Source organism: Streptomyces sp. NPDC047917, from assembly GCF_043204345.1.
GTDB classification, from domain to species: domain Bacteria; phylum Actinomycetota; class Actinomycetes; order Streptomycetales; family Streptomycetaceae; genus Streptomyces; species Streptomyces sanglieri.
The window spans coordinates 76,450-99,954 of sequence record NZ_JBIDCA010000013.1; the positions used below are offsets into that span (position 1 = coordinate 76,450).

General features: G+C 70.7%; 20 protein-coding genes. 15 read left to right on the top strand and 5 right to left on the bottom strand.

Going from position 1 to position 23,505, the window contains the following annotated elements; translation table 11 throughout:
• Nucleotides 1–47 precede the first annotated feature (47 nt).
• Entirely contained in the window at nucleotides 48–380 is a 333-nt protein-coding gene (locus tag ACGF8B_RS29970) for a TcmI family type II polyketide cyclase (RefSeq protein ID WP_259928070.1), read from the top strand.
• A gap of 70 nt (nucleotides 381–450) precedes the next feature.
• On the opposite strand, the gene ACGF8B_RS29975 is transcribed toward ACGF8B_RS29970, so the two are convergent.
• The 3 genes from ACGF8B_RS29975 to ACGF8B_RS29985 all read right to left on the bottom strand — a co-directional run bounded on the left by ACGF8B_RS29975 (nucleotide 451) and on the right by ACGF8B_RS29985 (nucleotide 4,389).
• The gene (locus ACGF8B_RS29975; RefSeq protein WP_392744819.1) at nucleotides 451–1,527 is read right to left on the bottom strand and encodes a methyltransferase; all 1,077 of its coding nucleotides are present in this window, start codon (nucleotides 1,525–1,527) and stop codon (nucleotides 451–453) included.
• Nucleotides 1,528–1,562: 35 nt separating this feature from the next.
• Nucleotides 1,563–2,624, bottom strand: coding sequence for a nitrous oxide reductase family maturation protein NosD (locus ACGF8B_RS29980; protein WP_392744821.1), 1,062 nt, complete (start codon nucleotides 2,622–2,624; stop codon nucleotides 1,563–1,565).
• 136 nt (nucleotides 2,625–2,760) lie between these two features.
• Nucleotides 2,761–4,389, bottom strand: a complete 1,629-nt coding sequence (locus tag ACGF8B_RS29985) for an acyl-CoA synthetase (protein ID WP_392744823.1) — start codon at nucleotides 4,387–4,389, stop codon at nucleotides 2,761–2,763.
• A gap of 166 nt (nucleotides 4,390–4,555) precedes the next feature.
• Between ACGF8B_RS29985 and ACGF8B_RS29990 the strand changes: the two genes are divergently transcribed.
• From ACGF8B_RS29990 to ACGF8B_RS30020, 7 genes are all read left to right on the top strand, one after another.
• Nucleotides 4,556–5,356 (top strand): crotonase/enoyl-CoA hydratase family protein, encoded by an 801-nt coding sequence (locus ACGF8B_RS29990; protein ID WP_392744826.1) that lies wholly within the window; start codon nucleotides 4,556–4,558, stop codon nucleotides 5,354–5,356.
• Nucleotides 5,357–5,371: 15 nt separating this feature from the next.
• Entirely contained in the window at nucleotides 5,372–6,316 is a 945-nt protein-coding gene (locus ACGF8B_RS29995; RefSeq protein WP_392744828.1) for a Zn-ribbon domain-containing OB-fold protein, read from the top strand.
• Nucleotides 6,317–7,372 carry a thiolase domain-containing protein gene (locus ACGF8B_RS30000; RefSeq protein ID WP_392744830.1) on the top strand — a complete coding sequence of 352 codons (1,056 nt, stop codon included), beginning with the start codon at nucleotides 6,317–6,319 and terminating at the stop codon, nucleotides 7,370–7,372.
• Entirely contained in the window at nucleotides 7,362–8,528 is a 1,167-nt protein-coding gene (locus ACGF8B_RS30005) for a thiolase domain-containing protein (RefSeq protein WP_342283471.1), read from the top strand. The genes ACGF8B_RS30000 and ACGF8B_RS30005 overlap by 11 nt, the downstream gene beginning before the upstream one ends.
• A gap of 101 nt (nucleotides 8,529–8,629) precedes the next feature.
• Entirely contained in the window at nucleotides 8,630–8,872 is a 243-nt protein-coding gene (locus ACGF8B_RS30010) for a DUF397 domain-containing protein (RefSeq protein ID WP_392744833.1), read from the top strand.
• 323 nt (nucleotides 8,873–9,195) lie between these two features.
• Entirely contained in the window at nucleotides 9,196–9,696 is a 501-nt protein-coding gene (locus tag ACGF8B_RS30015) for a hypothetical protein (protein WP_018550733.1), read from the top strand.
• Nucleotides 9,697–9,849: 153 nt separating this feature from the next.
• Complete coding sequence (locus ACGF8B_RS30020; protein WP_392744837.1) at nucleotides 9,850–12,243, top strand: glycoside hydrolase N-terminal domain-containing protein; 2,394 nt, start codon at nucleotides 9,850–9,852, stop codon at nucleotides 12,241–12,243.
• Here ACGF8B_RS30020 and ACGF8B_RS30025 read toward each other — a convergent pair.
• Nucleotides 12,219–14,432, bottom strand: coding sequence for a germacradienol/geosmin synthase (locus ACGF8B_RS30025; RefSeq protein ID WP_392744839.1), 2,214 nt, complete (start codon nucleotides 14,430–14,432; stop codon nucleotides 12,219–12,221). The two genes, ACGF8B_RS30020 and ACGF8B_RS30025, sit on opposite strands and share 25 nt — an antisense overlap.
• A 384-nt stretch (nucleotides 14,433–14,816) precedes the next feature.
• On the opposite strand from ACGF8B_RS30025, the gene ACGF8B_RS30030 reads away from it, so the two are divergent.
• A complete protein-coding gene (locus tag ACGF8B_RS30030; protein WP_392744842.1) occupies nucleotides 14,817–16,148 on the top strand; it encodes an N-acetylmuramoyl-L-alanine amidase in 1,332 nt (443 codons plus the stop codon).
• A gap of 86 nt (nucleotides 16,149–16,234) precedes the next feature.
• Entirely contained in the window at nucleotides 16,235–16,507 is a 273-nt protein-coding gene (locus ACGF8B_RS30035; RefSeq protein WP_392744844.1) for a hypothetical protein, read from the top strand.
• 55 nt (nucleotides 16,508–16,562) lie between these two features.
• On the opposite strand, the gene ACGF8B_RS30040 is transcribed toward ACGF8B_RS30035, so the two are convergent.
• On the bottom strand, nucleotides 16,563–17,750 hold the full coding sequence (locus tag ACGF8B_RS30040) for an ROK family transcriptional regulator (protein WP_392744847.1): 1,188 nt from the start codon (nucleotides 17,748–17,750) through the stop codon (nucleotides 16,563–16,565).
• A 165-nt stretch (nucleotides 17,751–17,915) separates the two neighbouring features.
• On the opposite strand from ACGF8B_RS30040, the gene ACGF8B_RS30045 reads away from it, so the two are divergent.
• The 5 genes from ACGF8B_RS30045 to ACGF8B_RS30065 are packed head-to-tail and all read left to right on the top strand — an operon-like array spanning nucleotide 17,916 to nucleotide 23,500.
• Nucleotides 17,916–19,403, top strand: coding sequence for a sugar ABC transporter ATP-binding protein (locus ACGF8B_RS30045; RefSeq protein WP_392744850.1), 1,488 nt, complete (start codon nucleotides 17,916–17,918; stop codon nucleotides 19,401–19,403).
• Entirely contained in the window at nucleotides 19,400–20,416 is a 1,017-nt protein-coding gene (locus ACGF8B_RS30050) for an ABC transporter permease (protein ID WP_392744853.1), read from the top strand. Before ACGF8B_RS30045 ends, ACGF8B_RS30050 begins: the two co-directional genes overlap by 4 nt.
• Nucleotides 20,413–21,420: an ABC transporter permease gene (locus tag ACGF8B_RS30055; protein WP_392744856.1), complete on the top strand. Its 1,008-nt coding sequence runs from the start codon at nucleotides 20,413–20,415 to the stop codon at nucleotides 21,418–21,420. Before ACGF8B_RS30050 ends, ACGF8B_RS30055 begins: the two co-directional genes overlap by 4 nt.
• Nucleotides 21,417–22,631, top strand: coding sequence for an ABC transporter substrate-binding protein (locus ACGF8B_RS30060; RefSeq protein ID WP_392744859.1), 1,215 nt, complete (start codon nucleotides 21,417–21,419; stop codon nucleotides 22,629–22,631). The genes ACGF8B_RS30055 and ACGF8B_RS30060 overlap by 4 nt, the downstream gene beginning before the upstream one ends.
• On the top strand, nucleotides 22,628–23,500 hold the full coding sequence (locus ACGF8B_RS30065) for a sugar phosphate isomerase/epimerase family protein (protein ID WP_392744862.1): 873 nt from the start codon (nucleotides 22,628–22,630) through the stop codon (nucleotides 23,498–23,500). Before ACGF8B_RS30060 ends, ACGF8B_RS30065 begins: the two co-directional genes overlap by 4 nt.
• Nucleotides 23,501–23,505: the final 5 nt, after the last annotated feature.

Here is a 23,505-nt window from a genome sequence, read left to right on the forward strand (position 1 = left end):
CGCCCCAGGGCCGGGTGCCGGGCCGGGAACCAGAAAGGCATCTCCCGATGCACCATGCTCTGATCGTCGCCCGGATGGCACCGGGTTCGGCGCCGGACATCGCCGAACTGTTCGCGGCCTCCGACAGCGGCGAACTGCCCCACCTCGTCGGTGTGACCAGGCGCAAGCTGTTCCAGTTCGGCGATGTGTACCTGCATCTGATCGAGTCGGAGCAGCCGCCGGGCCCCGAGATCGCGAAGGTGACGCAGCACCCCGAGTTCAAGGACATCAGCGACAAGCTCACCGCCTACGTCAGCGCGTACGACCCGCAGACCTGGCGGAGCCCCAAGGACGCCATGGCCCACGAGTTCTACCGGTGGGAGCGCGGCACCCCCGCCTGAGACGGACGATCGCCCCGGGTCCGGCCCTTCGGCCGAACCCGGGGCGATTCGCGTGCCCGGGGAGGAAGGGTCAGTCGGGGACCACGCACTCGAAGGCGTGCAGGTAGGGGTTGACCGCGACGATGTCGCCGATCAGCAGCCCGGCGTCCGAGATCCGGGTGACCAGGCTCTCCCGGGTGTGCTTGGCGCCGCCGACGTTCAGGAGCAGCAGCAGGTCCATCGCGGTGGTGAACCGCATCGAGGGGGTGTCGTCGACGAGGTTCTCGATGACGACGACCCGGGCGCCCGGACGGGCCGCGGCGACGATGTTGCGCAGCGTCCGGCGGGTGCTCTCGTCGTCCCACTCCAGGATGTTCTTGATGATGTAGAGATCGGCCTGGACGGGGATGGCCTCGCGGCAGTCCCCGGCGACGATCCGGGTCCGGTCGACGAGCGCGCCCTCGTCCCGCAGCCGCGCGTCGGCCCGGGCCACCACGCCCGGCAGGTCCATCAGCGTGCCGTGCAGCGACGGGTGCTTCTCCAGCAGGCTCGCCAGCACGTGCCCCTGGCCGCCGCCGATGTCGGCGACCGTGGAGACCCCGGCGAGGTCGAGGAGTTCGGCGACGTCCAGCGCGGACTGCATGCTGGAGGTGGTCATCGCACGGTTGAAGATCTGCGCGGACTCGTGGGCCTCCTGGTGGAGGTAGTCGAAGAACCCCTTGCCGTGCACGTCCGCGAAGACGCTCTTGCCGGTGCGTACGGCGTCGTCGAGGCGCGGCCAGACGTCCCAGGTCCAGGGCTCGGTGCACCACAGCGAGATGTCGCGCAGGCTGTGGGGGTCGTCCTTGCGCAGCAGGCGCGACATCTCCGTGTGGGCGAACTCCCCGTCCGGGGTCTCGGTGAAGATCCCGTAGCAGGCCAGGGCGCGCAGCAGCCGCCGCAGCGGCGCGGGCTCGGCCTTCACCAGCGCCGCGAGCTCCTGCGCGGAGGCGGGCGTCTCGCCCAGCGCGTCGGCGACGCCCAGACGGGCGGCGGCGCGCACGGCGGCGGCCCGGGCCGCGCCGAAGACCAGCTCACGCAGTTGCATGGCCGGCTGCGGGGGAGTGACGGGGTGCGGGAGGGCGGCGTGTACGGGGGAGGGGGTGGGGTTGGGGCTCACAGTGGTCATGCTGTTTCGCTTCTCCTCGTGCGGGGGTGCACCACTCAGCACATGCCGGTCGGTGCGGACTTGGCGCAGACGTTGTCGGTGAAGGTGTTGCCCTTGCCGGTGTCCCCATTGGCGAGGTCGGCCGGCTTGTTGCCGAGCACGACGTTGCCGCTGATGGTGTTGCCGGTGTTCTTCGTGCCCACGAAGCTCTTGAACAGGACGACGCCGCCGGACATCGGAGTGGTGCCGGAGTTGTCGCGGATGGTGTTCGAGCGGACCTTGGTGTCCGCGGCGCCGGTGAGCACGAGGCCGGAGCCCTGGATGGCCGACAGCCGTTCGGTCGCGGAGCAGAACTTGTTGTTGCCGGTGATGTTGTTGGACTCGATCGTCATGGCGCCGGCCTGCGGCTTTCCCTCGTCGCCCACGACGAACACACCGGTGCAGTTGCCGGAGACCGTGTTGTCGTGGACCGACAGGTTCCGGACCCGTCTGGCGGTGAATCCGATCCGGTTGTCCTTCAGCGCGTTGTCCCGGACCTCGGTGCCCCGGGTGTCGGTGGCGCCGCCCTCCTTGTCGACGGTGTTCGCGACGAAGATGCCGGCGTCGCCGTTGGCACGGGCGGTGTTGCCGATGAACGCGCCGCGGGTGGAGCGCTCCTGGGCGATGCCCCAGACACCGTTGTGCTCGGAGGTGACGCGGTGGACGGTCAGCCGGTCGGTCCAGGAGGCCCAGACGCCGTTCTTCTTGAACCCGGACAGGGTCAGCGATTCCACGCGGACGCCGTCCACGGTCTTGCCCGAGCGGCCCTGGACGCAGATTCCGCTGCCGGCCTTCGCGCAGGCGTCGGTGGCCTTGGTGCCCGCCTCGGCCGGCCGGATCACGGTCCTGCTGCCGGAGCCGCGCAGGGTCAGTTCGGGCTTGGTGACCAGGACGCTCTCCCGGTACGTGCCGGGCAGCAGGACGATGGTGTCACCCGGCTGGGCGGCGTCCACCGCTTTCTGGATCGACTCGCCCGGACGGACCTCGTGCGAATCCGTGGCCGAGGCGGAGGACATTCCGCACCCAGCAGCTGATAGAGCCAAGATCGGGACAAAAGCCCTGATGTTTCGTTTCTTCATGAGCCGAAACTATGGGCGATCTCCCCCCGTTGCCACATAGGGTGAGCGGATGGGTCCGCAGCGTGCCCGAACGGGTGACGCGGGCTCCGCCGCTCGGTGACCCGGGCCCGGTCCGCCCGCGCGGCCGGGCCCGCCCTCATTCCCCGGCTTCGGGCCCGGGCGCGACGACCGAGCGGGCCCAGCGGTAGTCGGCCTTGCCGCTCGGCGAGCGCTGGATCCGGTGGGCGATCACCAGCCGGCGGGGGATCTTGTAGCCCGCCAGCCGGGTCCGGCAGTGGGTCTGGAGATCGTCGAGCGAGGGCTCGGCCGCTCCCTCGCGCAGCTGCACCACCGCGGCGACACGGTTGCCCCACCGCTCGTCGGGCACCGCGGCGACCAGTACGTCGTACACGTCCGGGTGGGCCTTGAGCGCCTGCTCGACCTCCTCGGGGTACACCTTCTCGCCCCCGGTGTTGATGCACTGCGAGCCGCGGCCGAGGACCGTGACGATGCCCTCCTCGTCGACCGTCGCCATGTCCCCGAGCAGGACCCATCGCTCCTCGCCCCGCCGGAAGAAGGTCTCCGCGGTCTTGCCGGGGTCGTTGTAGTAGCCGAGCGGCACGTGCCCGCGCTGGGCGATCCGTCCCGGTTCACCCGGGGCCACCGGCTCGTACGTCGTCGGATCGACCACCGCCGTACGGGAGTTGACCCGGAGCCGGAACCCGTTCTCCGGGCCCGAGTCGGCCGTCGCCGTGCCGTTGAACCCGGACTCCGAGGAGCCGAAGTTGTTCAGCAGCATCACTGTCGGCACCAGTTCCTGGAACTCCGCGCGCACCGAGTCCGACATGATCGCGCCCGAACTGGACACCGAGAACATCGACGAGCAGTCGGTGCCCTTCAGCGGGCCCTTCAGCGCGTCGATCAGCGGCCGCAGCATCGCGTCGCCCACCAGCGACACACTGGTGACCTTCTCCTTCTCGATCGTACGGAGCACCTCGTGCGGTACGAACTTGCGGTGGACCACGACCCGCTGCCCGAAGTTGAAGCCGATGAAGGCGGTGAGCGTCGAGGTGCCGTGCATCAGCGGGGGAGTGGGGAAGAAGGTGATCCCGTCGCCGCCCGCGGCGACCCGCTCGGCCAGCTCCTGCGGTGATTTCACCGGCTCACCGGTCGGCGCGCCCCCGCCGAGGCCGGAGAAGAAGAGGTCCTCCTGCCGCCACATCACACCCTTGGGCATTCCGGTGGTGCCGCCGGTGTAGATGATGAACTGGTCGTCGGCCGAGCGCGGTGGGAACCCGCGCTCCGCGCTGCCGGCCGCCTCCGCGTCCGTGAAGGAGACCGCGTCCGGACCACGGACACCCGCCTCCGGCACCCCCACCCGCACGAGATGACGCAGGCCCGGCGCCTTCGGCGCGGCGGCCGCGACCCGCTCGTCGAACTCGGCGTCGAAGACCAGTGCGGCGAGATCGGCGTCACGGTAGAGGTAGATTAACTCCTCTTCCACGTAACGGTAGTTCACATTGACCGGAACGATGCGGGCCTTCAGGCAGGCCAGCACGGTCTGGAGGTACTCCACCCCGTTGTAGAGGTGCAGCCCCAGGTGCTCGCCCGGGGCGATGCCCGCCTCGATCAGGTGGTGGGCCAGGCGGTTGGCGGCCGCGTCCAGCTCCGCGTACGTCAGCCGTCGCTCCGCCCCCGTGCCGGGATGGTCGAGGTAGACGAGCGCCTCGCGTTCCCCAACCGCGTCGACGACCGACTCGAACAGGTCGGCAAGGTTGTACTCCACCGTTCCTCCTGACCCCGGAAGCTGACTGGCCCGGCGGTCATTAGAGCGCCGGGAGGCGCAACTGGGAAGGGTGCCGTCGAAGAAATCTGACTAGCTGTCAGAAAACTATTGAACTGGGCCACCACCTACTGCAACCTGTTCTAGGTCTTTAGACGGGAGGCGGACAATGGGTGGTACGGAACACCTCGTCGTGCGGCGCGAGGGCGCCACACTGGTGCTCACGCTGAACAGGCCGGAGGCGAAGAACGCCCTGTCGCTGCCGATGCTGGTCGGGCTCCACGACGGCTGGCTGGCGGCGGACGAGGACGACACGATCCGCTCGGTGATCCTCACCGGCGCGGGCGGCTGCTTCTGCGCGGGCATGGACCTCAAGGCCCTGGCGGGCAAGGGAATGGAGGGCGAGCGGTACCGGGACCGGATGACCGCCGACCCCGATCTGCACTGGAAGGCGATGCTGCGCCACCACCGCCCCCGCAAACCGGTCATCGCCGCCGTGGAGGGCCACTGCGTCGCGGGCGGCACCGAGATCCTCCAGGGCACCGACATCCGGATCGCCGGAGCGGGCGCCACCTTCGGGCTCTTCGAAGTGCAGCGCGGCCTCTTCCCCATCGGCGGTTCCACGGTCCGGCTGCCGCGCCAGATCGCCCGGACGCACGCACTCGAAATGCTCCTCACCGGACGCCCGTACAGCGCCGCGGAAGCGGCCGGCATCGGACTGATCGGCCGGGTCGTCCCGGACGGCACCGCGCTGGAGGAGGCCCTCGCCGTCGCCGAGCGGATCAATGCCTGCGGACCGCTGGCCGTCGAGGCCGTCAAGGCCTCCGTGTACGAGACCGCCGAGATGACCGAGACCGAGGGGCTGGCCGCAGAACTGAAGCGCGGCTGGCCGGTGTTCGCGACCGAAGACGCCAAGGAGGGCGCCCGCGCCTTCGCCGAGAAGCGCCCGCCCGTCTACCGGCGCACCTGAGCCCAGGAGGCAACCGTGCCCGAAGCCCTCAGCGCACCGCTGGTGGTCGAATTCCCCTTCACCCGCTCCCTGGGCCCCGTACAGAGCGCCTTCCTCACGGGACTGCGCGAACGCACCGTGCTCGGGGTCCGCACCGCCGAAGGAAAGGTTCTGGTCCCGCCCGTCGAGTACGACCCGGTCACCGCCGAGGAACTCCGCGAACTGACCGAGGTCGCCACCACCGGCACCGTCACCACCTGGGCCTGGAACCCCGCACCCCGTCCCGCCCAACCCCTCGACACCCCCTTCGCCTGGGTTCTCGTCCGCCTCGACGGCGCCGACACCGCGCTGCTGCACGCCCTCGACGCCCCCGGCCCCGAGGCGGTGCGCACCGGCATGCGGGTACGGATCCGCTGGGCCGCCGAGCGCACCGGCGCGATCACCGACATCGCCTGCTTCGAACCGTACGACGGCGGTGACACCGGGCATTGCGCCCCGCACGACGGCGAGTTCACCGACCCGATCACCGGCATCGTCACCCCCGCCCGGCTCGACTACCGCTACACCCCCGGCCGCGCCCAGAGCGCGTACCTCGACGCGCTCTGCGGACAGCGGATCGTCGGCGAACGCTGCCCGTCCTGCCACAAGGTGTACGTACCGCCCCGCGGCGCCTGCCCCACCTGCGGGGTCGCCACCACCGAACGGGTCGAGGTCGGCCCGCGCGGCACCGTCACCACCTTCTGCATCGTCAACATCAAGGCGAAGACCCTCGACATCGAAGTCCCCTACGTCTACGCGCACATCGCCCTCGACGGCGCGGACCTCGCACTGCACGCCCGCATCGGCGGCATTCCGTACGACCAGGTGCGCATGGGCCTGCGCGTCGAACCCGTCTGGACCGAGAGCGGGCGGCACCCCGACCACTACCGGCCGACCGGCGAGCCGGACGCCGACTACGACGCGTACAAGGAGCTGCTGTAGATGCGAGACACGGCGATCGTCGCCTTCGCGCAGACCGACCACGTGCGCCACACCGACGAGCTCTCCGAAGTCGAGATGCTGATGCCCGTCCTGCACAAGGTCCTCGACGCGACCGGGCTCAAGGCCAGTGACATCGGTTTCACCTGCTCCGGCTCCAGCGACTACCTCGCGGGCCGCGCCTTCTCCTTCACCATGGCGCTCGACGGCGTCGGCGCGTACCCGCCGATCTCCGAGTCCCATGTGGAGATGGACGGCGCCTGGGCGCTGTACGAGGCCTGGGTGAAGATCCAGACGGGGCAGGCGGACACCGCGCTCGTCTACTCCTACGGAAAGTCCTCGCCCGGCGAGGTCCGCGACGTCCTCACCCGCCAGCTCGATCCGTACTACGCCGCCCCGCTCTGGCCGGACTCCGTGGCGCTTGCCGCCCTCCAGGCCCGGGCCCTGATCGACGCCGGCGACACGGACGAGGCCGCCCTCGCCGCGATCGCCCACCGCAGCCGCGCCGCCGCGGCGGACAACCCGCACGCCCAGCTCGGGGGGCCGGTCCCGGCCGGCGAATACGTCGTGCAGCCGCTGCGCACCGGCGACTGCCCGCCGGTCGGCGACGGCGCGGCCGCCGTGATGCTCGCCGCCGGTGACACCGCACGGGCCCTGTGCCCCCGCCCCGCCTGGATCCGCGGCATCGACCACCGCATCGAGGCGCACTCCCTCGGGGTGCGGGAGCTGACCGAATCACCCTCCACCCGGCTCGCCGCGACCCGCGCCGGGGTCTTCGAACGGCCCGTGGACACCGCCGAACTGCACGCCCCGTTCACCTCCCAGGAGGTCGTGCTGCGCAAGGCGCTCCGGCTCGACGACAGCGTCGACGTCAACCCGTCCGGCGGCGCGCTCGCCGCCAACCCCGTCATGGCCGCCGGGCTGATCCGCCTCGGCGAGGCCGCGGCCCGCATCCACCGCGGCGAGTCCGACCGGGCCCTCGCCCACGCCACCTCCGGGCCCTGCCTGCAGCAGAACCTGGTCGCCGTCCTCGAAGGGGAGAGCGCTCATGTCCAGTGAGCCCGTGGCCGTCGTCGGCATCGGCCAGACGAAGCACGTGTCCGCACGCCGGGACGTGTCCATCGCGGGACTCGTCCGCGAGGCCGCCGTCCGCGCCCTCCAGGACGCGGCCCTGACCTGGGCGGACATCGACGCCGTCGTCATCGGCAAGGCACCCGACTTCTTCGAGGGCCTGATGATGCCGGAGCTGTACCTCGCCGACGCCCTCGGCGCGGTCGGCAAACCGATGCTCCGGGTGCACACCGCGGGCTCCGTCGGCGGCTCCACCGCACTCGTCGCCGCCAACCTGGTCTCCGCGCGGGTGCACCGCACCGTCCTCACGCTCGCCTTCGAGAAGCAGTCCGAGTCGAACGCCATGTGGGGGCTCTCGCTGCCGATCCCGTTCCAGCAGCCCCTGCTCGCCGGAGCGGGCGGCTTCTTCGCCCCGCACGTGCGGGCGTACATGCGCCGCACCGGCGCGCCCGACACGGTCGGGTCCCTCGTCGCGTACAAGGACCGCCGCAACGCGCTGAAGAATCCGTACGCGCACATCCACGACCCGGACATCACCCTGGAGAAGGTCCGGTCGGCACCGATGCTCTGGGATCCCATCCGCTACTCGGAGACCTGCCCGTCCTCCGACGGGGCCTGCGCGATGATCCTCACCGACCGTGCCGGGGCGGACCGTTCGCCGCATCCGCCCGCCTGGGTGCACGGCGGCGCGATGCGCAGCGAGCCGACGCTCTTCGCGGGGAAGGACTTCGTCTCGCCGCGGGCGGGCCGGGACTGCGCCGCCGACGTCTACCGGCAGGCGGGCATCAGCGAGCCGCGACGGGAGATCGACGCGGTGGAGATGTACGTACCCTTCTCCTGGTACGAGCCGATGTGGCTGGAGAACCTCGGCTTCGCCGACGAGGGGGAGGGCTGGAAGCTCACCGAGTCCGGCGTCACCGAACTCGACGGCGACCTGCCGGTGAACCCGTCGGGCGGTGTGCTCTCCACCAACCCCATCGGTGCCTCCGGCATGATCCGCTTCGCCGAGGCCGCGTTGCAGGTACGGGGACGGGCCGGCGAACACCAGGTCGCGGGGGCCCGGAAGGCGCTCGGCCACGCGTACGGGGGCGGGGCGCAGTTCTTCGCCATGTGGCTGGTCGGAGCCGAGCCGCCCAGCAGCTGACACCGCTCGGTCCCGGGCCGCCGGAAGCCCCCTGCGCGCCCTGTCCGGGACCGCCGGGGGTGACTAGCCTTGGCCCGGGACGACGAGCGGGAGGAGCCGACGTGGCGGAGCGCACCACGACCCAGCAGCCCTTCGCGGGCTGGGACAAACCGGATCTCGATCTCAGCAACGCGCAGTGGAGATCGGGAAGTCGGGGCGTGGGGGACGTCCAGATCGCCTTCGTCGAGGGATTCATCGCGATGCGCAACGCCGGGAAGCCCGGCAGCCCGTCGATCGTCTTCACCCCGGCAGAATGGCGCGCCTTCGTGGTGAACGCCCGCGACGGCGAATTCGACCTCACCTGAGGGCGAGCCGTGCCGTGATCCGGTGTCCGGCCGTGATCACCCGATCGGCGGCACGGCGGTGCGCGGTGCCGTCCACGGGGATCGCGCACCGTGGACGGTACGGGCGCCGGGAGTGGCCGGACCCCGCCGAGCGGACCGCGACCGGGGCCGGACCGGCCGCCGGGTCCTCGCGGCCGTGCCCGGCGGTGCCGTGCCGGTGGCGGCCGGGCCGCTCGCCGACGCGACGACCTGTCCGTTCCGTGCGACGGGCCGCACACCCGTCGGCGCCCCGGCCTGCGCGGACCCGGCTCCGCAAGGTGAGCCCGGACACGTAACATGTCTGCATGTCCTTCCTCCGCCGCCGTAGCGCCGCCACACCCGCGGGCCCCGACTTCGACGTCCTGGCCATGGACCCGGGGGACTGGCCCGGAAACCTCGGCGCCGGTCTGCTGCCCGCGCCCGACGGAAGCTGTCAGGGCGTCTTCCTGCGCTACGACCTGTTCGGCGGCCGCGGCCCCGCGATGATCATCGGCAACCTCCCGGAGGGTTCGCCCGCCCGCGAGACCGAGGAGGGCCAGGTCCCGTTCGAGGTCGCCCAGCTGCTGCTCGCGCTGGAGAACGACGAGCCGGTCGAGGTCACCGGCACGGAGGACATGCCCGTGATGCAGGGCGACAACCTGCTGATCGTGCGCCGCGTCAAGCTCTCCGAGAGCCGGATCTCCTGCGTCCAGTTCGACCGCAGCGACGGCGTGCTCGTCACCATCGCCAGCTGGGACCGGCCGATCACCGACGACCTGTACACCCTGCTCAAGCCGCTGCCCGCCGAGCTGTTCCAGCAGGGCTGAATCCGCCCCTCCCGCCCGCAGGCCGTCCGCACCTACCGGGCGGCTGCGGGGCGCGTATCCCGAGATCCGTCCAAGTGCTCGCGGCCTCCGTCCAAGAGGCCGCTTTGTCATGCTCCTTGTCGGGTCAGTCGTCGGACCTTTACCGTCGGCCGCATGACATCCGGGATCACGCGACGTACCACCGTGAAGACAGCGATAGGAGCAACCGGTGCGCTGGCACTGGGAGTTCCGGCCCTTTCCGGCACGGCTGCTGCTGCCGGTACCTCCGATGAATCAACGGGAGGCGCCCACTCGAAGAAACAGGCGGAACCGACGCTCCGGTACGACGCGCCCGCTGCGGACTGGGAGCGCGAGTCGCTGCCCATCGGCGGTGGCGCCCTCGGCGCGAGTGTCTTCGGGACGCTCGCCTCCGAGCAGCTCACCTTCAACGAGAAGACCCTGTGGACCGGTGGCCCCGGTTCCGCCCAGGGTTACGACTTCGGGAACTGGACCGCTCCCAGACCCGGCGCCCTCGCCGGAGTGCGGCAGCGTCTCGACAGCGAGGGTGCGCTCGGCCCGGACGCCGTCGCCGCCGAACTGGGCCAGGCGCGGCGCGGCTACGGCGCCTACCAGGTATTCGGCGACCTCGGACTGGATCTGCCCGACGCCCCGGCAGCCCCCGACGCCTCCTACCGCCGCACCCTCGACCTGCGCAATGCCCTCGCCACCGTGACCTACACCCACCAACAGGTCTCCCACACACGGGAGTTCTTCGCCTCCCACCCGGGCAGAGTGATCGCGGGGCGCCTCGCCGCCGACCGTCCGGGACAGGTGTCCTTCACCCTGCGCCACACTTCGCCCCGCGACGACTGCACCGTCACCGCGGACGGGGACCGGCTCACCGTACGCGGCGCCCTGAAGGACAACGGCCTGCGCTTCGAGGCCCAGGTCCGCGTCCTGACCAGTGGCGGCACCGTCACCGCGGGCACGGACGGCACCCTCACCGTCACCGGCGCCGACAGCGCCTGGTTCTTCCTGGCCGCGGGCACCGACTACGCCGACAGCCACCCCGCCTACCGGGGCGCCGACCCGCACCCCGCGGTCACCGCCGCCGTCGACCTGGCCGCCCGGACGCCGTACGAGAAGGTCCGCGACACCCACGTACGCGACCACCGCGCCCTCTTCGACCGGGTCGCCCTCGACATCGGCCAGGAACTGCCCGACCTGCCCACCGACCGGCTGCTCGCCGGCTACACGGGCGGAGCGAGCCCCGCCGACCGGGCCCTGGAGGCGCTGTTCTTCCAGTACGGCCGCTATCTGCTGATCGCCTCCTCACGTGCCGGGTCGCTGCCCGCCAACCTCCAGGGAGTGTGGAACAACTCGACCACCCCGCCCTGGTCGGCCGACTACCACAGCAACATCAATCTGCAGATGAACTACTGGCTCGCCGAGGTCACCAACCTCGCCGAGACCACCGCGCCGTACGACCGCTACATCGAGGCCATGCGCGCCCCCGGCCGCAGGACGGCGAAGGAGATGTTCGGGACCGCCGGCTGGGTGGTGCACAACGAGACCAACCCGTACGGCTTCACCGGCGTCCACGACTGGTCCACCGCCTTCTGGTTCCCGGAGGCCGCCGCCTGGCTCACCCAGCAGCTGTACGAGCACTACCGGTTCGGCGGCTCCACCGGCTACCTGCGCTCCACCGCATACCCGGCGATGAAGGAGGCGGCCGAATTCTGGCTGGCCAATCTGCGCACCGACCCGCGCGACGGACTGCTCGTCGTCACCCCCAGCTACTCACCCGAGCACGGCGACTTCACCGCCGGTGGCGCGATGTCCCAGCAGATCGTGCACGACCTCCTCACCAACACCCTGGAGGCCGCCCGCACCCTCGGTGACTCACCGGCCTTCCGCGGCCGGCTGGAGACGGCCCTGGAGCGGCTCGATCCCGGACTGCGGATCGGGTCGTGGGGCCAGCTCCAGGAGTGGAAGACCGACCGGGACGACCCGGCCGACACCCACCGCCATGTCTCGCACCTCTTCGCCCTCCACCCCGGCCGCCAGATCGAACCCGGCAGCGCATGGGCACGGGCGGCCGAGGTCTCCCTCGGGGCGCGCGGCGACGGTGGCACCGGCTGGTCGAAGGCCTGGAAGATCAACTTCTGGGCGCGGTTGCGTGACGGCGACCACGCCCACCGGATGCTCGCCGAGCAGCTGAAGAGCTCCACCCTGCCCAACCTCTGGGACACCCACCCGCCCTTCCAGATCGACGGCAACTTCGGCGCCACCTCGGGCATCGCCGAGATGCTGCTGCAGAGCCAGCACGACACCGTCGACATCCTGCCCGCCCTTCCGTCGGGCTGGCCGGACGGATCGGTGCGCGGGCTGCGTGCCAGGGGAGGGTTCACCGTCGACATCGAATGGGCCGCCGGGCAGGCCCGCCGTGTGCTGATCACGGCGAGCCGCACCCGCGAAGTGACCGTCCGCAGCACCCTGTTCGCGAGCGGCGAGAAGGTCTTCAAGGCACGCGCGGGCGGCCGCTACACCCTGGTCGCCGAGGGCTGAGCGAACAGCGCGGTCACCCGCGCCGCCGAGACACCGATCCCCGTGGGACCGCTGATGTGCCACGGGGTTCCGGTGCCGCGCAGCAGATCCTGCTCGCGGTAGCGCCGGCAGTCCCGGTGCCAGATCAGGATGCCCGCGAGCCAGTGCCTGAGTTCCAGCACATACCCCGCCAGCACCTCCCGCGCCTCAGCGTCCAGCCCGAAGTCGTCGTAGAGCACGGGGAGTTCCTGCTCGGCGACGTGCAGGAACTGCCTCAGCCGCGACTTCATCAGGTCGTACACGATCGCCACCCCGGTCGGATAGTCCACCCCGAAGAAGTTCTGCACGACCAGGACGCCGTTGTGCACCTCACCCTCGAACTCGATCTCCTTCTGGTACGAGAACAGGTCGTTGAGCAGACAGGCGTAGTCCGCCGCCGCGTTCTCCAGGGAGCGCAGCGGCCCGCTGTGATAGATCTCCGGCGGAACCTTCCTGCCGTGGCCCAGCCGGCACAGGCTCATCGTGAGGTCGGAACCGAACGTCATGCGCCGCATCTCGACGTAGTCCACCGGGTCGGGGATACGGTTCTGCGCCTGGTTGGCGAGCTCCCACACCCAGCTGGCGGTCATGTCCTCGACCGCCTTCCGGAACGCCCGGCGCCCGTCCGCGTCCATCGGCGCCGAGGTGCGCGCCCAGAGATCACCGAGCCCCCGCTCCAGGGCGTTGACCGGCTCGGGCGTCCCGCCCCCGTCCAGGGGCATGAACAGCGACAGGCGCTCATTGGCCAGTTTGGCCCCCGTCAGATCGCGGGCCCGCCCGTGCACCACCGGGAACCAGTCGTCGCCGTACGTTCCCCAGGTCAGCCACTGCGAGGACAGGTCCAGCTCCTCGGGTGTCGCGTCCGGGTGGATCCCCGCCGCGCACAGCGGCAGATCGATCGCGATCAGTCGTCGCTCGTCCCAGATGTGCGAACCGGGCACCCCCGGCTGCGCCTCCAGGATGCCCATCCGGCCCGCCCAGTCGACGATGCGGACCCGCGCGCCGTCCAGATGCGGACTGAGCGTCGTGCCGAAGGGCAGCTCGATGTCGGGCAGCAGCGACGGGCCGACGCGCTGGTGGGGCAGATGGGTGTGGCTGCGCAGCCGGGCCGTCTCCGATCGCGATGTGAACCGGATCGACGCCGCGGCCATCCCGAAGCCGGTGGCGGCCGCCTCGACCGCGCCGTCGTTCATGTAACGGCTGGAGCGCATGTGCCACTCATGGCCGCCGGACTGCCAGTCCTGCAGGCCCTTGACGTACGCGAGCACCGCCGCGGTCCGCGCCGGGTCGAGTCCCTTCTCGGCGCAGAGCGGCCCGAGTTCGGTGAGCGCGGTGTTCTCGAACTGGTGGAGGCGGGAGGTCAGCAGATCGTTCACCGCGTCGGCGGCCTCCTGTGTGGAACAGCCGAGGAAGTGCTCCAGGACGAGCACACCGTTGCTGTTCTCACCCTCCTCCTCCACCTCCCGCTGGTACGAGAAGAGGTCGTTGCGCAGATGCACGCCGTCGGAGAAGGCGTCCCGCAGCACCCGCAGCGCACGCTCACCGGCCACCGCCTCGGGGACCTCGGCGCCCGCCGCGTACTCCACGAGCCCCGCCGACCAGGGGGCGCCGCCCACCTTGCGGCGCATCTCGATGTACTCGACGGGGTTCGCGATGCGTCCCTCGTTGATGTTGGCGAGCTCCCACAGCGACTCGTTGAGCAGGTTCTCCGTCGCCTCGGCGAACCTGGCCCGCCAGGCGTCGGACATGTCCGGCACCGTCCGTGTCCACAGATCGGCCAGCCCCGCCTCGACCGGATTGGTCGGCTCCGGCATCGGCGCCCCGCGTTCCATCGGCATGAACGCGGGCAACCGGTCCAGATAGTGCTTGGCGCCCTCACGGTCGGGGTTGCGCTTGAACAGCTCCAGGAAGTGGTCGTCGAAGAAGAAGACCCACACGTACCAGTCGGTGACCAGCGAGAGAGCCTCGGCCGAGCAGTCGGGATGGGTGTACGCACACAGCAGCGCGTAGTCGTGGGAGTCGATGTCCTTCTCCTCCCAGATGCCCGACCCCTCCACCATCCCCATGGTGCGTGCCCACTCCTTGGTGTGTACCCGGGCCTCCTCGACATGGACGTTGAGCCGCGCCGGATACGGAACATAGAAGTCCGGCAGTGTGAAGGGCTGAGCCATGTGCGTACGGCCTTCCTGGGGCGCCGCGCGGACATCGCGCGGACGTGATCGTGTCGGCGCGAGCACTACCCTTCGGCCGTTCGGGGTACGCACATTCCGGATCAGTCACATAAAAGGATCGGGTTTTGGTGGTGCCCGGGTGCGCCCGGCCGGATCCCGGGAACGTGCCCGGGACGCGGACAACAGGCCTTTGGCAATGACCGGTTGAATCTTTCCCACGCAGGTCAGACACCCTGCCAGTGGTCTGGTCCACTGGCTCGAACCGTGACCTCCACGGATCCCTTGACGCGCTGTCATCTCAGGTCGGAGAGTGTGCGCGCACAGCGGATCAGTGGGATCGGAACACGCACGGCTCCATCACGCACGGCTCCAGGAAGGGTTGTCATGACGTCCAAGCAGAGGACCGGACTCGCACTCGCGCTGACGGGTGTCGGCGCACTGAGCATGACGCTGCTCAGCCCCGTGACGCAGGCCGGTGCGGACGGGGTGCGACCGGAATGCCCGCGCAGCCTCTCATGCGACTGGGTACCGGCGGCCTACCAGCAGACGGGTGACCCGGCCGACAAGGAGACGTACGGGAACTACGACACCGCGGACCGGCCGCACACCAACAAGGTCAGATTCATCGTCCTGCACGACACCGAGGAAGACTTCGACACCACCCTGAAGATCTTCAAGAACCCGCTGAAGCAGACCTCGGCCCACTACGTGGTGCGCTCGGACGACGGGCACGTCACCCAGATGGTCAAGGGCAAGGACGTCGCCTGGCAGGCCGGCAACTGGTACCTCAACAGCCACTCCATCGGCATCGAGCAGGAGGGCGTCGCCGTCGACGGCGCCAAGTGGTACACCCCCGAGATGTACCGCTCCACCGCCAGACTGGTGCGCTACCTCGCGGCCAAGTACGACATACCGCTCGACCGCCAGCACATCATCGGCCACGACGGGGTGCCGCCCACCAGTGCGGCGGGCACCAAGAACATGCACTGGGACCCGGGCACGTACTGGGACTGGAACCGCTTCATGGCGCTGCTCGGCAAACCCACTGTGCCGAGCGCCCCCAGGAGCAGCGAACTGATCACCGTCAGCCCGGACTTCAAGAGGAACCAGCAGGCGTTCCGAGACTGCGAGAAGGGCGTCGACCTGCCGGTCCAGGGCTCCAGCGCACTGCCGCTGCACACCGCGCCGTCCACCGAAGCACCCTTCTTCTCCGACCCGGGCCTGCACACCGACGGCTCGCCCGGCACCAACTGCGTCGCAGACTGGGGCAGCAAGATCAGCGCCACCCAGCAGGCCGTGGTCGCCGACCACGCGCCCGGCTGGACGGCGATCTGGTGGTACGGCAGCAAGGCCTGGTTCGAGACCCCGGCCCGCAGCCGGAACACCACGCCCACCTCCGGTCATGTCGTGAGGCCGAAGGCCGGCCGCACGGATGTACCGGTCTACGGCGTCGCGTACCCGGAGCAGTCCGAGTACCCCGCCGACTTCACGGACAAGCGGGTCGGCGCGCCGCTCCCGTACACGATCAAGGCCGGACAGTCCTACCCCGGGGGCGGCGAGGCGCCCACGGGCTTCTTCTACGCGTCCACGATCGACTCCTCGTACCCGTTCGACCACACGTACTTCGCGGGCGGGGAGAAGTACGTGACGGTCCAGATCGGCCACCGGATCGCCTTCGTGAAGGCGTCCGACGTGGACATCGTGCGCACCCGCTGAGATCGTCCCGGCCCTCCGCCGCAGCGACGACGGAGCGCCGGGAACCCGTACCACCGGAAATCCGCACCCCCGAGAAGGAGGCCTTCATGCACAAGCCGACCAGGACCGCCGCCACCGCCGCCGCGGGCGTCGTCATGGCACTCGCACTCACCGGCGCCGGAGCCGTCGCCACGACGGCGACGGCCTCGGCCGCCACCGTGGCGTCCGGGACCGGGGCGCAGGGCTGGGACGTCTCCGGCTCGTTCGACACCCAGCAGGAGTGCGTCGCGGCCGGGGACGCCGGCGTCGCCGACGGGAGCTGGGCGCAGTACCGGTGCGTGCTGTTCGAGGCGCGGTGGGACCTGATGACTCCGGCCTGACCGTCCGACGAGTGCCCCTCCTCACGCCCCGGGGCGTGAGGAGGGGCACTCCGTCTCATCCCGCGACCAGCCGATTCACCTGCGCGGGAGACATCGCGTGCTCGATGGCGAGGATCCCCGCTCCCACCGCCGCCGCGTTCTCGCCCGTACGGCTCGGCTCGATCCGCAGCAACTGGGTGGCCAGCGGATGCGAGCGCCGGTACACAGCCTCCCGGACCCCCGCGAGCAACTGGTCGTGAACGGCGGCCAGCGCGCCGCCCATCACCACCGTGTCCGGATTGAAGAAGTTCACCAGGCCGGCGAGCACCTCACCGACCGCCCGTCCGGCCTCCCGGACCATCCGCACGGCGTCCCGGTTCCCGGACCGCACCAGGCGCACGACATCGCTGCCCGATGTCGCGTCCAGCCCCAGGGCCACCAGCTTCGCCGCCAGTGACGCGCCTCCCGCGACGGCCTCCAGACAGCCCGAGTTGCCGCACCGGCAAGGATCGTCGAGATCCCCGACCCGGATGTGGCCGATGTCGCCGGCACACCCCTGCGCGCCCCGGTGCAGCCTGCCGTCCGCGACGATTCCGCAGCCGATCCCCGTACCGACCTTGATGTACAGCAGATAGCGGCAGTCCGGGAACGCGCGCCGCTGCTCGCCCAGCGCCATCACGTTCACATCGTTGTCGACCAGTGCCCGCACCCCGAACCGGGAGGCGAAGAACTCCGGGATCGGATACTGGTGCCAGCCCGGCATGATCGGCGGATCGACCGGACGGCCGGTGGAGAACTCCACCGGACCCGGCACCCCGACGCCGATGGACCGCAGCGTCCTCGGCTCCCTGCGGGTCTCCTCCAGCAGGGCGCGGACGGTGCGCTCCACATGCCGCAGCACGGAATCCGGGCCGTCGCCGATCGACAGCGGTTCCTCGTGCGAGGCGAGCATGGTCCCACCGATGTCCATCAGCGCCACCCGGCAGTGCGAAGCACCCAGATCCACCCCGGCCACCGCGTGCTCACGGGTGCGCAGTGCCAGCCGTCGCGGGGGCCGGCCACCGGTGGAACCGCCGTCGGCGTCCTCGTCCACGAGGCCGTGCGCGATCAGTGCGTCCACCCGCTGGGAGACCGTCGAGCGGGCCATCCTGGTGACCCGGGCGATGTCGGCACGGGTCGTCACCGCCCCCGAGCCGATCAGCGCGAGCACCTCGCCCGGCGAGTGCGACGCGGCAGCGGAATTGCGATCCGACGGCGAAGACATGGCAGTCACCCTAGGGACGACTTCCGCTGCTCACAAGGCATCAATTGTTCGGCCATCGGCGTAAGTGCATGCCAAGTCACCCTGAAACAAGGGCGCTTGAGCCCTTGACACTCCCAATGCCTGTCACGACTCTGCTCTGCAGACCACTGAGCGAGGAGCAGTTCGATGCTGACGATGCAGGGTGTGTCCAAGAGCTTCCTCGGGGTGCGTGTGCTCGATGGGGTGGGGCTCGACCTCGAAGCCGGAGAAGTGCATGCCCTGGTGGGGGAGAACGGCGCGGGAAAGTCCACCCTGATGAAGATCCTCGCGGGGGAGCACTTACCCGACGCGGGGACCATCACCATCGACGGCACCGACCACTCCTTCGGCCACCCGGCCGAGGCCCAGGCCGCCGGAATCGGCATCATCCACCAGGAGTTCGCGCTCCTTCCCCACCGCACGGTCGCCGAGAACGTCTTCCTCGGCCGCGAACCGACCAGGTACGGACTGGTCGACCGGCGCGCCATGGAGCGGCGCACCGCCGAACTCCTCGCCGAACTCGACGAGACCGGCATCACCCCGCGCACCCCCGTCCACGAACTGCCGGTCGCACGCAGACAGACCGTGGAGATCGTCAAGGCCCTCGCGTCGGACGTCCGCATCCTGGTGATGGACGAACCCACCGCCGCGCTCGCAGACCACGAGGTCGAGCAACTCGGCTCCCTCGTACACCGCCTGACCGCCCGCGGCATCGGCATCCTGTACATCTCGCACCGCCTGCGCGAGGTCTTCGACCTCTCGCGGCGCATCACCGTCCTCAAGGACGGCCGCCGCGTCACCACCCTCGACACCCGCGACACCGACGCCGGCACGGTGGTGCGCGCCATGGTCGGACGGGAGCTCGGCGCCTACTACCCGCCCCGGGCGAGCCCGGGAGAGAGCGGCGAGGAGCGGCTCACGGTGCGCGGCGGCGGCAACTCCAGGATCTCCGGCATCGACCTGACCCTGCGGGCCGGCGAGGTCGTCGGCGTCGCCGGTCTCCAGGGCTCCGGCCGCACCTCCCTGGCCCGCGCGCTCTTCGGCGCCGCCCCCTTCACCACGGGCGCCATGACCGTCGGCGGGGAACCACTGCGCCCGGCGACCCCCCGGGAAGCCGTCCGGGCCGGAATCGCCCTGGTCACCGAGGACCGCAAGGGGGAGGGCCTCGCGCTCCACCAGTCCGTGGCCGACAACGCACTGCTCGTGACGCGTGCCGTCCCCGCGCGCGGCAGACCGGCCGCGAACCGTGACGCGACCGCGCTGCTGGAACGAGTACGCCTGCATGCCCATGGCGAGGACCAGCAGGTCCAGTACCTCTCCGGCGGCAACCAGCAGAAGGTCGTCATCGCCAAATGGCTCGCCGCCCGCCCCCGGATCCTCCTCTTCGACGAACCCACCCGCGGCGTCGACGTCGGCGCCAAGGCGGCCATCCACACCCTCGTACGGGAACTGGCCCGCGAGGGCCTCGCCGTACTGATCATCTCCTCCGAACTGCCCGAGCTGATCGGGATGAGCGACCGGATCCTGGTCATGTCCGAAGGCAGTCTCGCCGGTGAACTGCCCGCCGGAGCAACGGAGGAAGCCGTCATGCGTGTCGCCACCGGCGGTGCCGGCGCGACGGAGGGAGCGGCATGACCGCCCTCCGGCCCGGCCTCGGCACCCGGCCCCCCGCCGCCGCACCGCGCACCGCCCGCCCGCGCCTCACCGGCCCCGTGGCCGGGGTCTGGCTCGCCGCGCTCGCCGTCACCGTGCTCGGCTGGATCGTCGTCGCGGCCCGCGGCGGGGACTTCCTGAGCGTGACCAACGTGGTGACGATCCTTCAGAACTGCGTCGTCCTGGGCCTTGTGGCCGTCGGCCAGTCCGTCGTCATTCTCACCGGATCGCTCGACCTCTCCGTCGCCCACCTCATCAGCCTCGGCACCCTCGTCGCCGCGGAGACGATGCAGAGCGGCAGCGTGCCCGTCGCGGTCGTCGCGGTCCTCGCCCTCAGCGCCGCCGTCGGCCTGGCCAACGGGCTGATCGTCACCGGTCTCAAGGTCAACGCCTTCATCGCCACCCTCGGCACCGCCTTCATCCTGCGCGGCTGGATCGAGGACAACTACACCGGCCCCGCGGGCAAGGTCCCCGCCTCCTTCCAGCACCTCGGCTACGACCGGATCGGACCGGTCCCCGTCTCGCTCTTCCTCCTGCTCGCGGTCGCCGCCGGGCTCTGGCTGATCACCCGCCGCACCCGGCTCGGCCACCACATGTACGCGACCGGCGGCGACGAGCACGCCGCCCGGCTCTCCGGCGTACGCACCCGGCGCACCGTCGTCGCCGCACACCTCCTGTGCTCACTGTGCGTCGGCGCCGCGGCCCTCTTCCTCGCCGCACGGCTCGGCGCCGGAGCCCCCTGGGCGGGCACGGAGGCCCGCTACGACCTGGAGTCCATCGCCGCAGTGGTCCTCGGTGGCACCGCGCTCGCCGGGGGACGCGGGGGAGTGGCGGGCACCCTCGGCGGAGTCCTCGTCCTCGCCGTGCTCGACAGCGTCTTCAACCAGCTGTCCGTGGACCCGTTCTTCAAGAACGTCGTCCGGGGCGTCGTCATCATCGCCGCCGTCGCCCTCTACGCCCGAGGCCGCCGCACCCCGAAGGAGCGGACCGCATGACCACCGCCCAGGCACCCGCCGGACGCCGCCGAGTCCTGCGCGTCCTCAGCACCGGCACACCCGTCTATCTCCTGCTCGCCGCGCTCCTCGCCGCGCTCGCCCTCACCGATCCGGGCTTCTACGAACCCGACCGCTTTCTCGCCTTCGTCAAGCGCGCCGCCCCCCTCGTCATCCTGGCCGCCGGCCAGTACCTGGTCATCGTCTGCGGCGAGTTCGACCTCTCCGTCGGAGCGATCGTCACCGCCGGGGTGGTCGTCGCCGCCGAACTGTACGGTTCGTTCCCGGCTGCGCCCTGGCCGCTCGTCACCGTGGTCCTGCTGCTCGCCGGAGCCCTCGCCGGACTCGTCAGCGGCCTGATCACCACCCTGCTGCGGGTGCCCTCGTTCATCACCACGCTCGGCATGATGCTGATCCTCGAAGGCGCCGTCTTCTTCTGGACCGGCGGCTCACCGCACGGCGCGCTGCCCGCGGAGTTCCGCAGGCTCGGGCGCGGCACCGCGTTCGGCTGGCTGCCGTGGGCCGTACTGGCCTGCACCGTCGCGGGTCTGCTGGCGGTACGCCTGATGCGTTCCGACTTCGGCCGTACTCTCCTGGCCACCGGTGACAGCGAACGCGCCGCGGCACTGGCCGGAGTCCGGGTCGCACGCGCCCGGACCGTCGCGTTCGTCCTCTCCGGCGCCGCCGCCGCGCTCGCGGCCGTACTGGTCGGCGGGTTCTCCGGGGTCTCGGCACAGGCCGGCCGCGGCTACGAGTTCGAGGCGATCACCGCCGTCGTCCTGGGCGGCGTGGTGCTCGGCGGCGGCCGGGGCTCCGTCGTCGCCGCGATGGCCGGGGCGTTCTCGCTCCAGGCACTGTTCACCCTGCTCAATCTCCAGGGCGTTTCCGGAGCCCTGGAATCGACCGTGCAAGGCGTCATCGTCATCGCCGCCGTCGCCCTCGGCGCAGCCGACTGGTCCAGGCTGCGCCGCCGCGGCACCGAATCCCCGGGAGCGAAAACCTCATGAGTACGCGAAAGCTCGGACACGTCCTCGCGCCGGTCGCCGCACTGCTCGGCGCGGCCCTGCTGGCCGGCTGCACCAGCGACGCCCCGCCCGACGCGCCCGCCGCCGGAGCGAGCGGCGGCACGGGCGCCCCGGGCACCGGCAAGCAGTCGCGGTTCTTCGACCGGGCCGAGTACGACCGCCAGCTCGGCCTCGCCGAGGTCACCCCGCAGGGACCCGCCGGAAGGCCGTGGGAGCAGATGCTCAGCCCCGAGCTCGTCGACACCGGCCAGTACAAGAAGAAGGGCTCCGGCGGAATCCATCTCTGTTTCTCCAACGCAGGGGTCTTCAACCCCTGGCGTCAGGTCGGCCTCAAGAACATGCGGGCCGAGGCCGCACTCCACGAGGAGATCACCGGATTCACCGTGCTCGACGCCCAGGGCAAGGACGACAAGCAGATCTCCGACATCCAGGAGCTCGCCGGCCAGGACTGTGACGCGCTGATCGTCTCCCCGAACACCACCGCCACCCTCACCCCCGCGGTCGAGCAGGCCTGCGGCAAGGTGCCCGTGATCGTCTTCGACCGGGGCGTCGAGACCGACTGCGCCGTCACCTTCATCAACCCGATCGGCGGCTACGGCTACGGAGCGGTCGCCGCCGACTTCCTCGTCGGAAAGGTGAAGCCCGGGGGGAAGGTCCTCGCCCTGCGGATCTCCCCCGGCGTCGATGTGCTGGAGACCCGCTGGTCGGCGGCGAAGCTCGCGTTCGACAAGAGCGGACTCGACGTCGTGGACGTGAAGTTCACCGACGGCGACCCGGCGAAGACCAAGGCGATCGTCACCGACGCCCTCACCCGCAACGGCGACATCGACGGCGTCTGGATGGACTCCGGGGCCACCTCCGTCGCCGCGGTGGAGGCATTCGAGGACGCCGGACGGGACGTGCCGCCCATCACCGGTGAGGACCAGCAGGACTTCCTCCAGGCATGGAAGGAGAAGAAGCTCACCGCGATCGCCCCCTCCTACCCCACCTTCCAGTGGCGCACACCGGTCATCGCCGCGCTGAGGATCCTCAAGGGGCAGCAGGTCCCGAAGGAGTGGAAGCTGCCGCAGCCCACCGTCACCCAGGAGACCCTCGACCGGTACTTCGAACCCGGCATGCCGCCACTGCACTACGCGATGTGCGGCTGCGAGAACCTGCCCGGATTCCCCGAGAAGTGGGGAGGCAGGAAATGACCGTCGCCCTGCCGCTCGGCGCCAACCCGTGGATCTGGCACTCGCCGGTGACCTACGAAACGCTCGGTGACGTGCTGCCGAAGCTGTCCGCATGGGGCTTCGACTGTGTCGAGATCCCGCTGGAGAACGAGCGGGACTGGGCACCGGGATCCGTCGCCAAGCTGCTCGACGCCTCCGGTCTCGCCCCCGCCGCGGTGATCGCCGTGATGCCGCCCGACCGCAATCTCGTCCACACCGACCCGGCGACCGTCCGGGTCACCCAGGACTATCTGTACCGGTGCGTCGACGCCGCCCGGGCTCTCGGCGCCCCCACCGTCGCCGGACCCATGTACGCGGCGGTGGGCCGTACCTGGCGGATGGACCGTGCCGAACGCGCCGCCGCGTACGAGGAGTTGCGGGAGAACCTCGCCCCGGTCGTCGCGCACGCCCGCGCGGCGGGGGTGCGGCTCGCCGTGGAACCCCTCAACCGGTACGAGACGAGTCTGCTCAACACCGTGGACCAGACCCTCGAAGCGCTGACCGGCCTTCCCGAGAGGACCATCGGCCTCGCGCTCGACGTGTACCACCAGAACATCGAGGAGCGCTCGCTGCCCGAGGCCGTGCACCGCGCGGCGGGCCGCATCGTCCACGTCCAGGTGTGCGCGAACGACCGGGGTACCCCCGGCGCGGACTGTCTCGACTGGCCGGGCTTCCTCGCCGCGCTCACCACGTGCGGCTACTGGGGCCCGCTCTGCATCGAGTCGTTCACCGCGCACAACGACGCCATCGCGGTCGCCGCCTCGGTCTGGCGCCCGCTCGCCGGCACCCAGGACAGCATCGCCGTCGACGGCCTGGCCTTTCTGCGCCACGCCCTCGGCACCACCGCCTGACCCCG

Bases quoted from the DNA above. Each gene is read 5' to 3' on its own strand.
- ACGF8B_RS29970 (WP_259928070.1), top strand. From the start codon at position 48: ATGCACCATGCTCTGATCGTCGCCCGGATGGCACCGGGTTCGGCGCCG.
- ACGF8B_RS30000 (WP_392744830.1), top strand. From the start codon at position 6,317: ATGCGAGACACGGCGATCGTCGCCTTCGCGCAGACCGACCACGTGCGC.
- ACGF8B_RS30060 (WP_392744859.1), top strand. From the start codon at position 21,417: ATGAGTACGCGAAAGCTCGGACACGTCCTCGCGCCGGTCGCCGCACTG.
- ACGF8B_RS30020 (WP_392744837.1), top strand. From the start codon at position 9,850: ATGACATCCGGGATCACGCGACGTACCACCGTGAAGACAGCGATAGGA.
- ACGF8B_RS30025 (WP_392744839.1), bottom strand. From the start codon at position 14,432: ATGGCTCAGCCCTTCACACTGCCGGACTTCTATGTTCCGTATCCGGCG.
- ACGF8B_RS30065 (WP_392744862.1), top strand. From the start codon at position 22,628: ATGACCGTCGCCCTGCCGCTCGGCGCCAACCCGTGGATCTGGCACTCG.
- ACGF8B_RS30045 (WP_392744850.1), top strand. From the start codon at position 17,916: ATGCTGACGATGCAGGGTGTGTCCAAGAGCTTCCTCGGGGTGCGTGTG.
- ACGF8B_RS30015 (WP_018550733.1), top strand. From the start codon at position 9,196: ATGTCCTTCCTCCGCCGCCGTAGCGCCGCCACACCCGCGGGCCCCGAC.
- ACGF8B_RS30030 (WP_392744842.1), top strand. From the start codon at position 14,817: ATGACGTCCAAGCAGAGGACCGGACTCGCACTCGCGCTGACGGGTGTC.
- ACGF8B_RS30050 (WP_392744853.1), top strand. From the start codon at position 19,400: ATGACCGCCCTCCGGCCCGGCCTCGGCACCCGGCCCCCCGCCGCCGCA.
- ACGF8B_RS30055 (WP_392744856.1), top strand. From the start codon at position 20,413: ATGACCACCGCCCAGGCACCCGCCGGACGCCGCCGAGTCCTGCGCGTC.
- ACGF8B_RS30040 (WP_392744847.1), bottom strand. From the start codon at position 17,750: ATGTCTTCGCCGTCGGATCGCAATTCCGCTGCCGCGTCGCACTCGCCG.
- ACGF8B_RS30005 (WP_342283471.1), top strand. From the start codon at position 7,362: ATGTCCAGTGAGCCCGTGGCCGTCGTCGGCATCGGCCAGACGAAGCAC.
- ACGF8B_RS29975 (WP_392744819.1), bottom strand. From the start codon at position 1,527: ATGACCACTGTGAGCCCCAACCCCACCCCCTCCCCCGTACACGCCGCC.
- ACGF8B_RS29990 (WP_392744826.1), top strand. From the start codon at position 4,556: ATGGGTGGTACGGAACACCTCGTCGTGCGGCGCGAGGGCGCCACACTG.
- ACGF8B_RS29980 (WP_392744821.1), bottom strand. From the start codon at position 2,624: ATGAAGAAACGAAACATCAGGGCTTTTGTCCCGATCTTGGCTCTATCA.
- ACGF8B_RS30035 (WP_392744844.1), top strand. From the start codon at position 16,235: ATGCACAAGCCGACCAGGACCGCCGCCACCGCCGCCGCGGGCGTCGTC.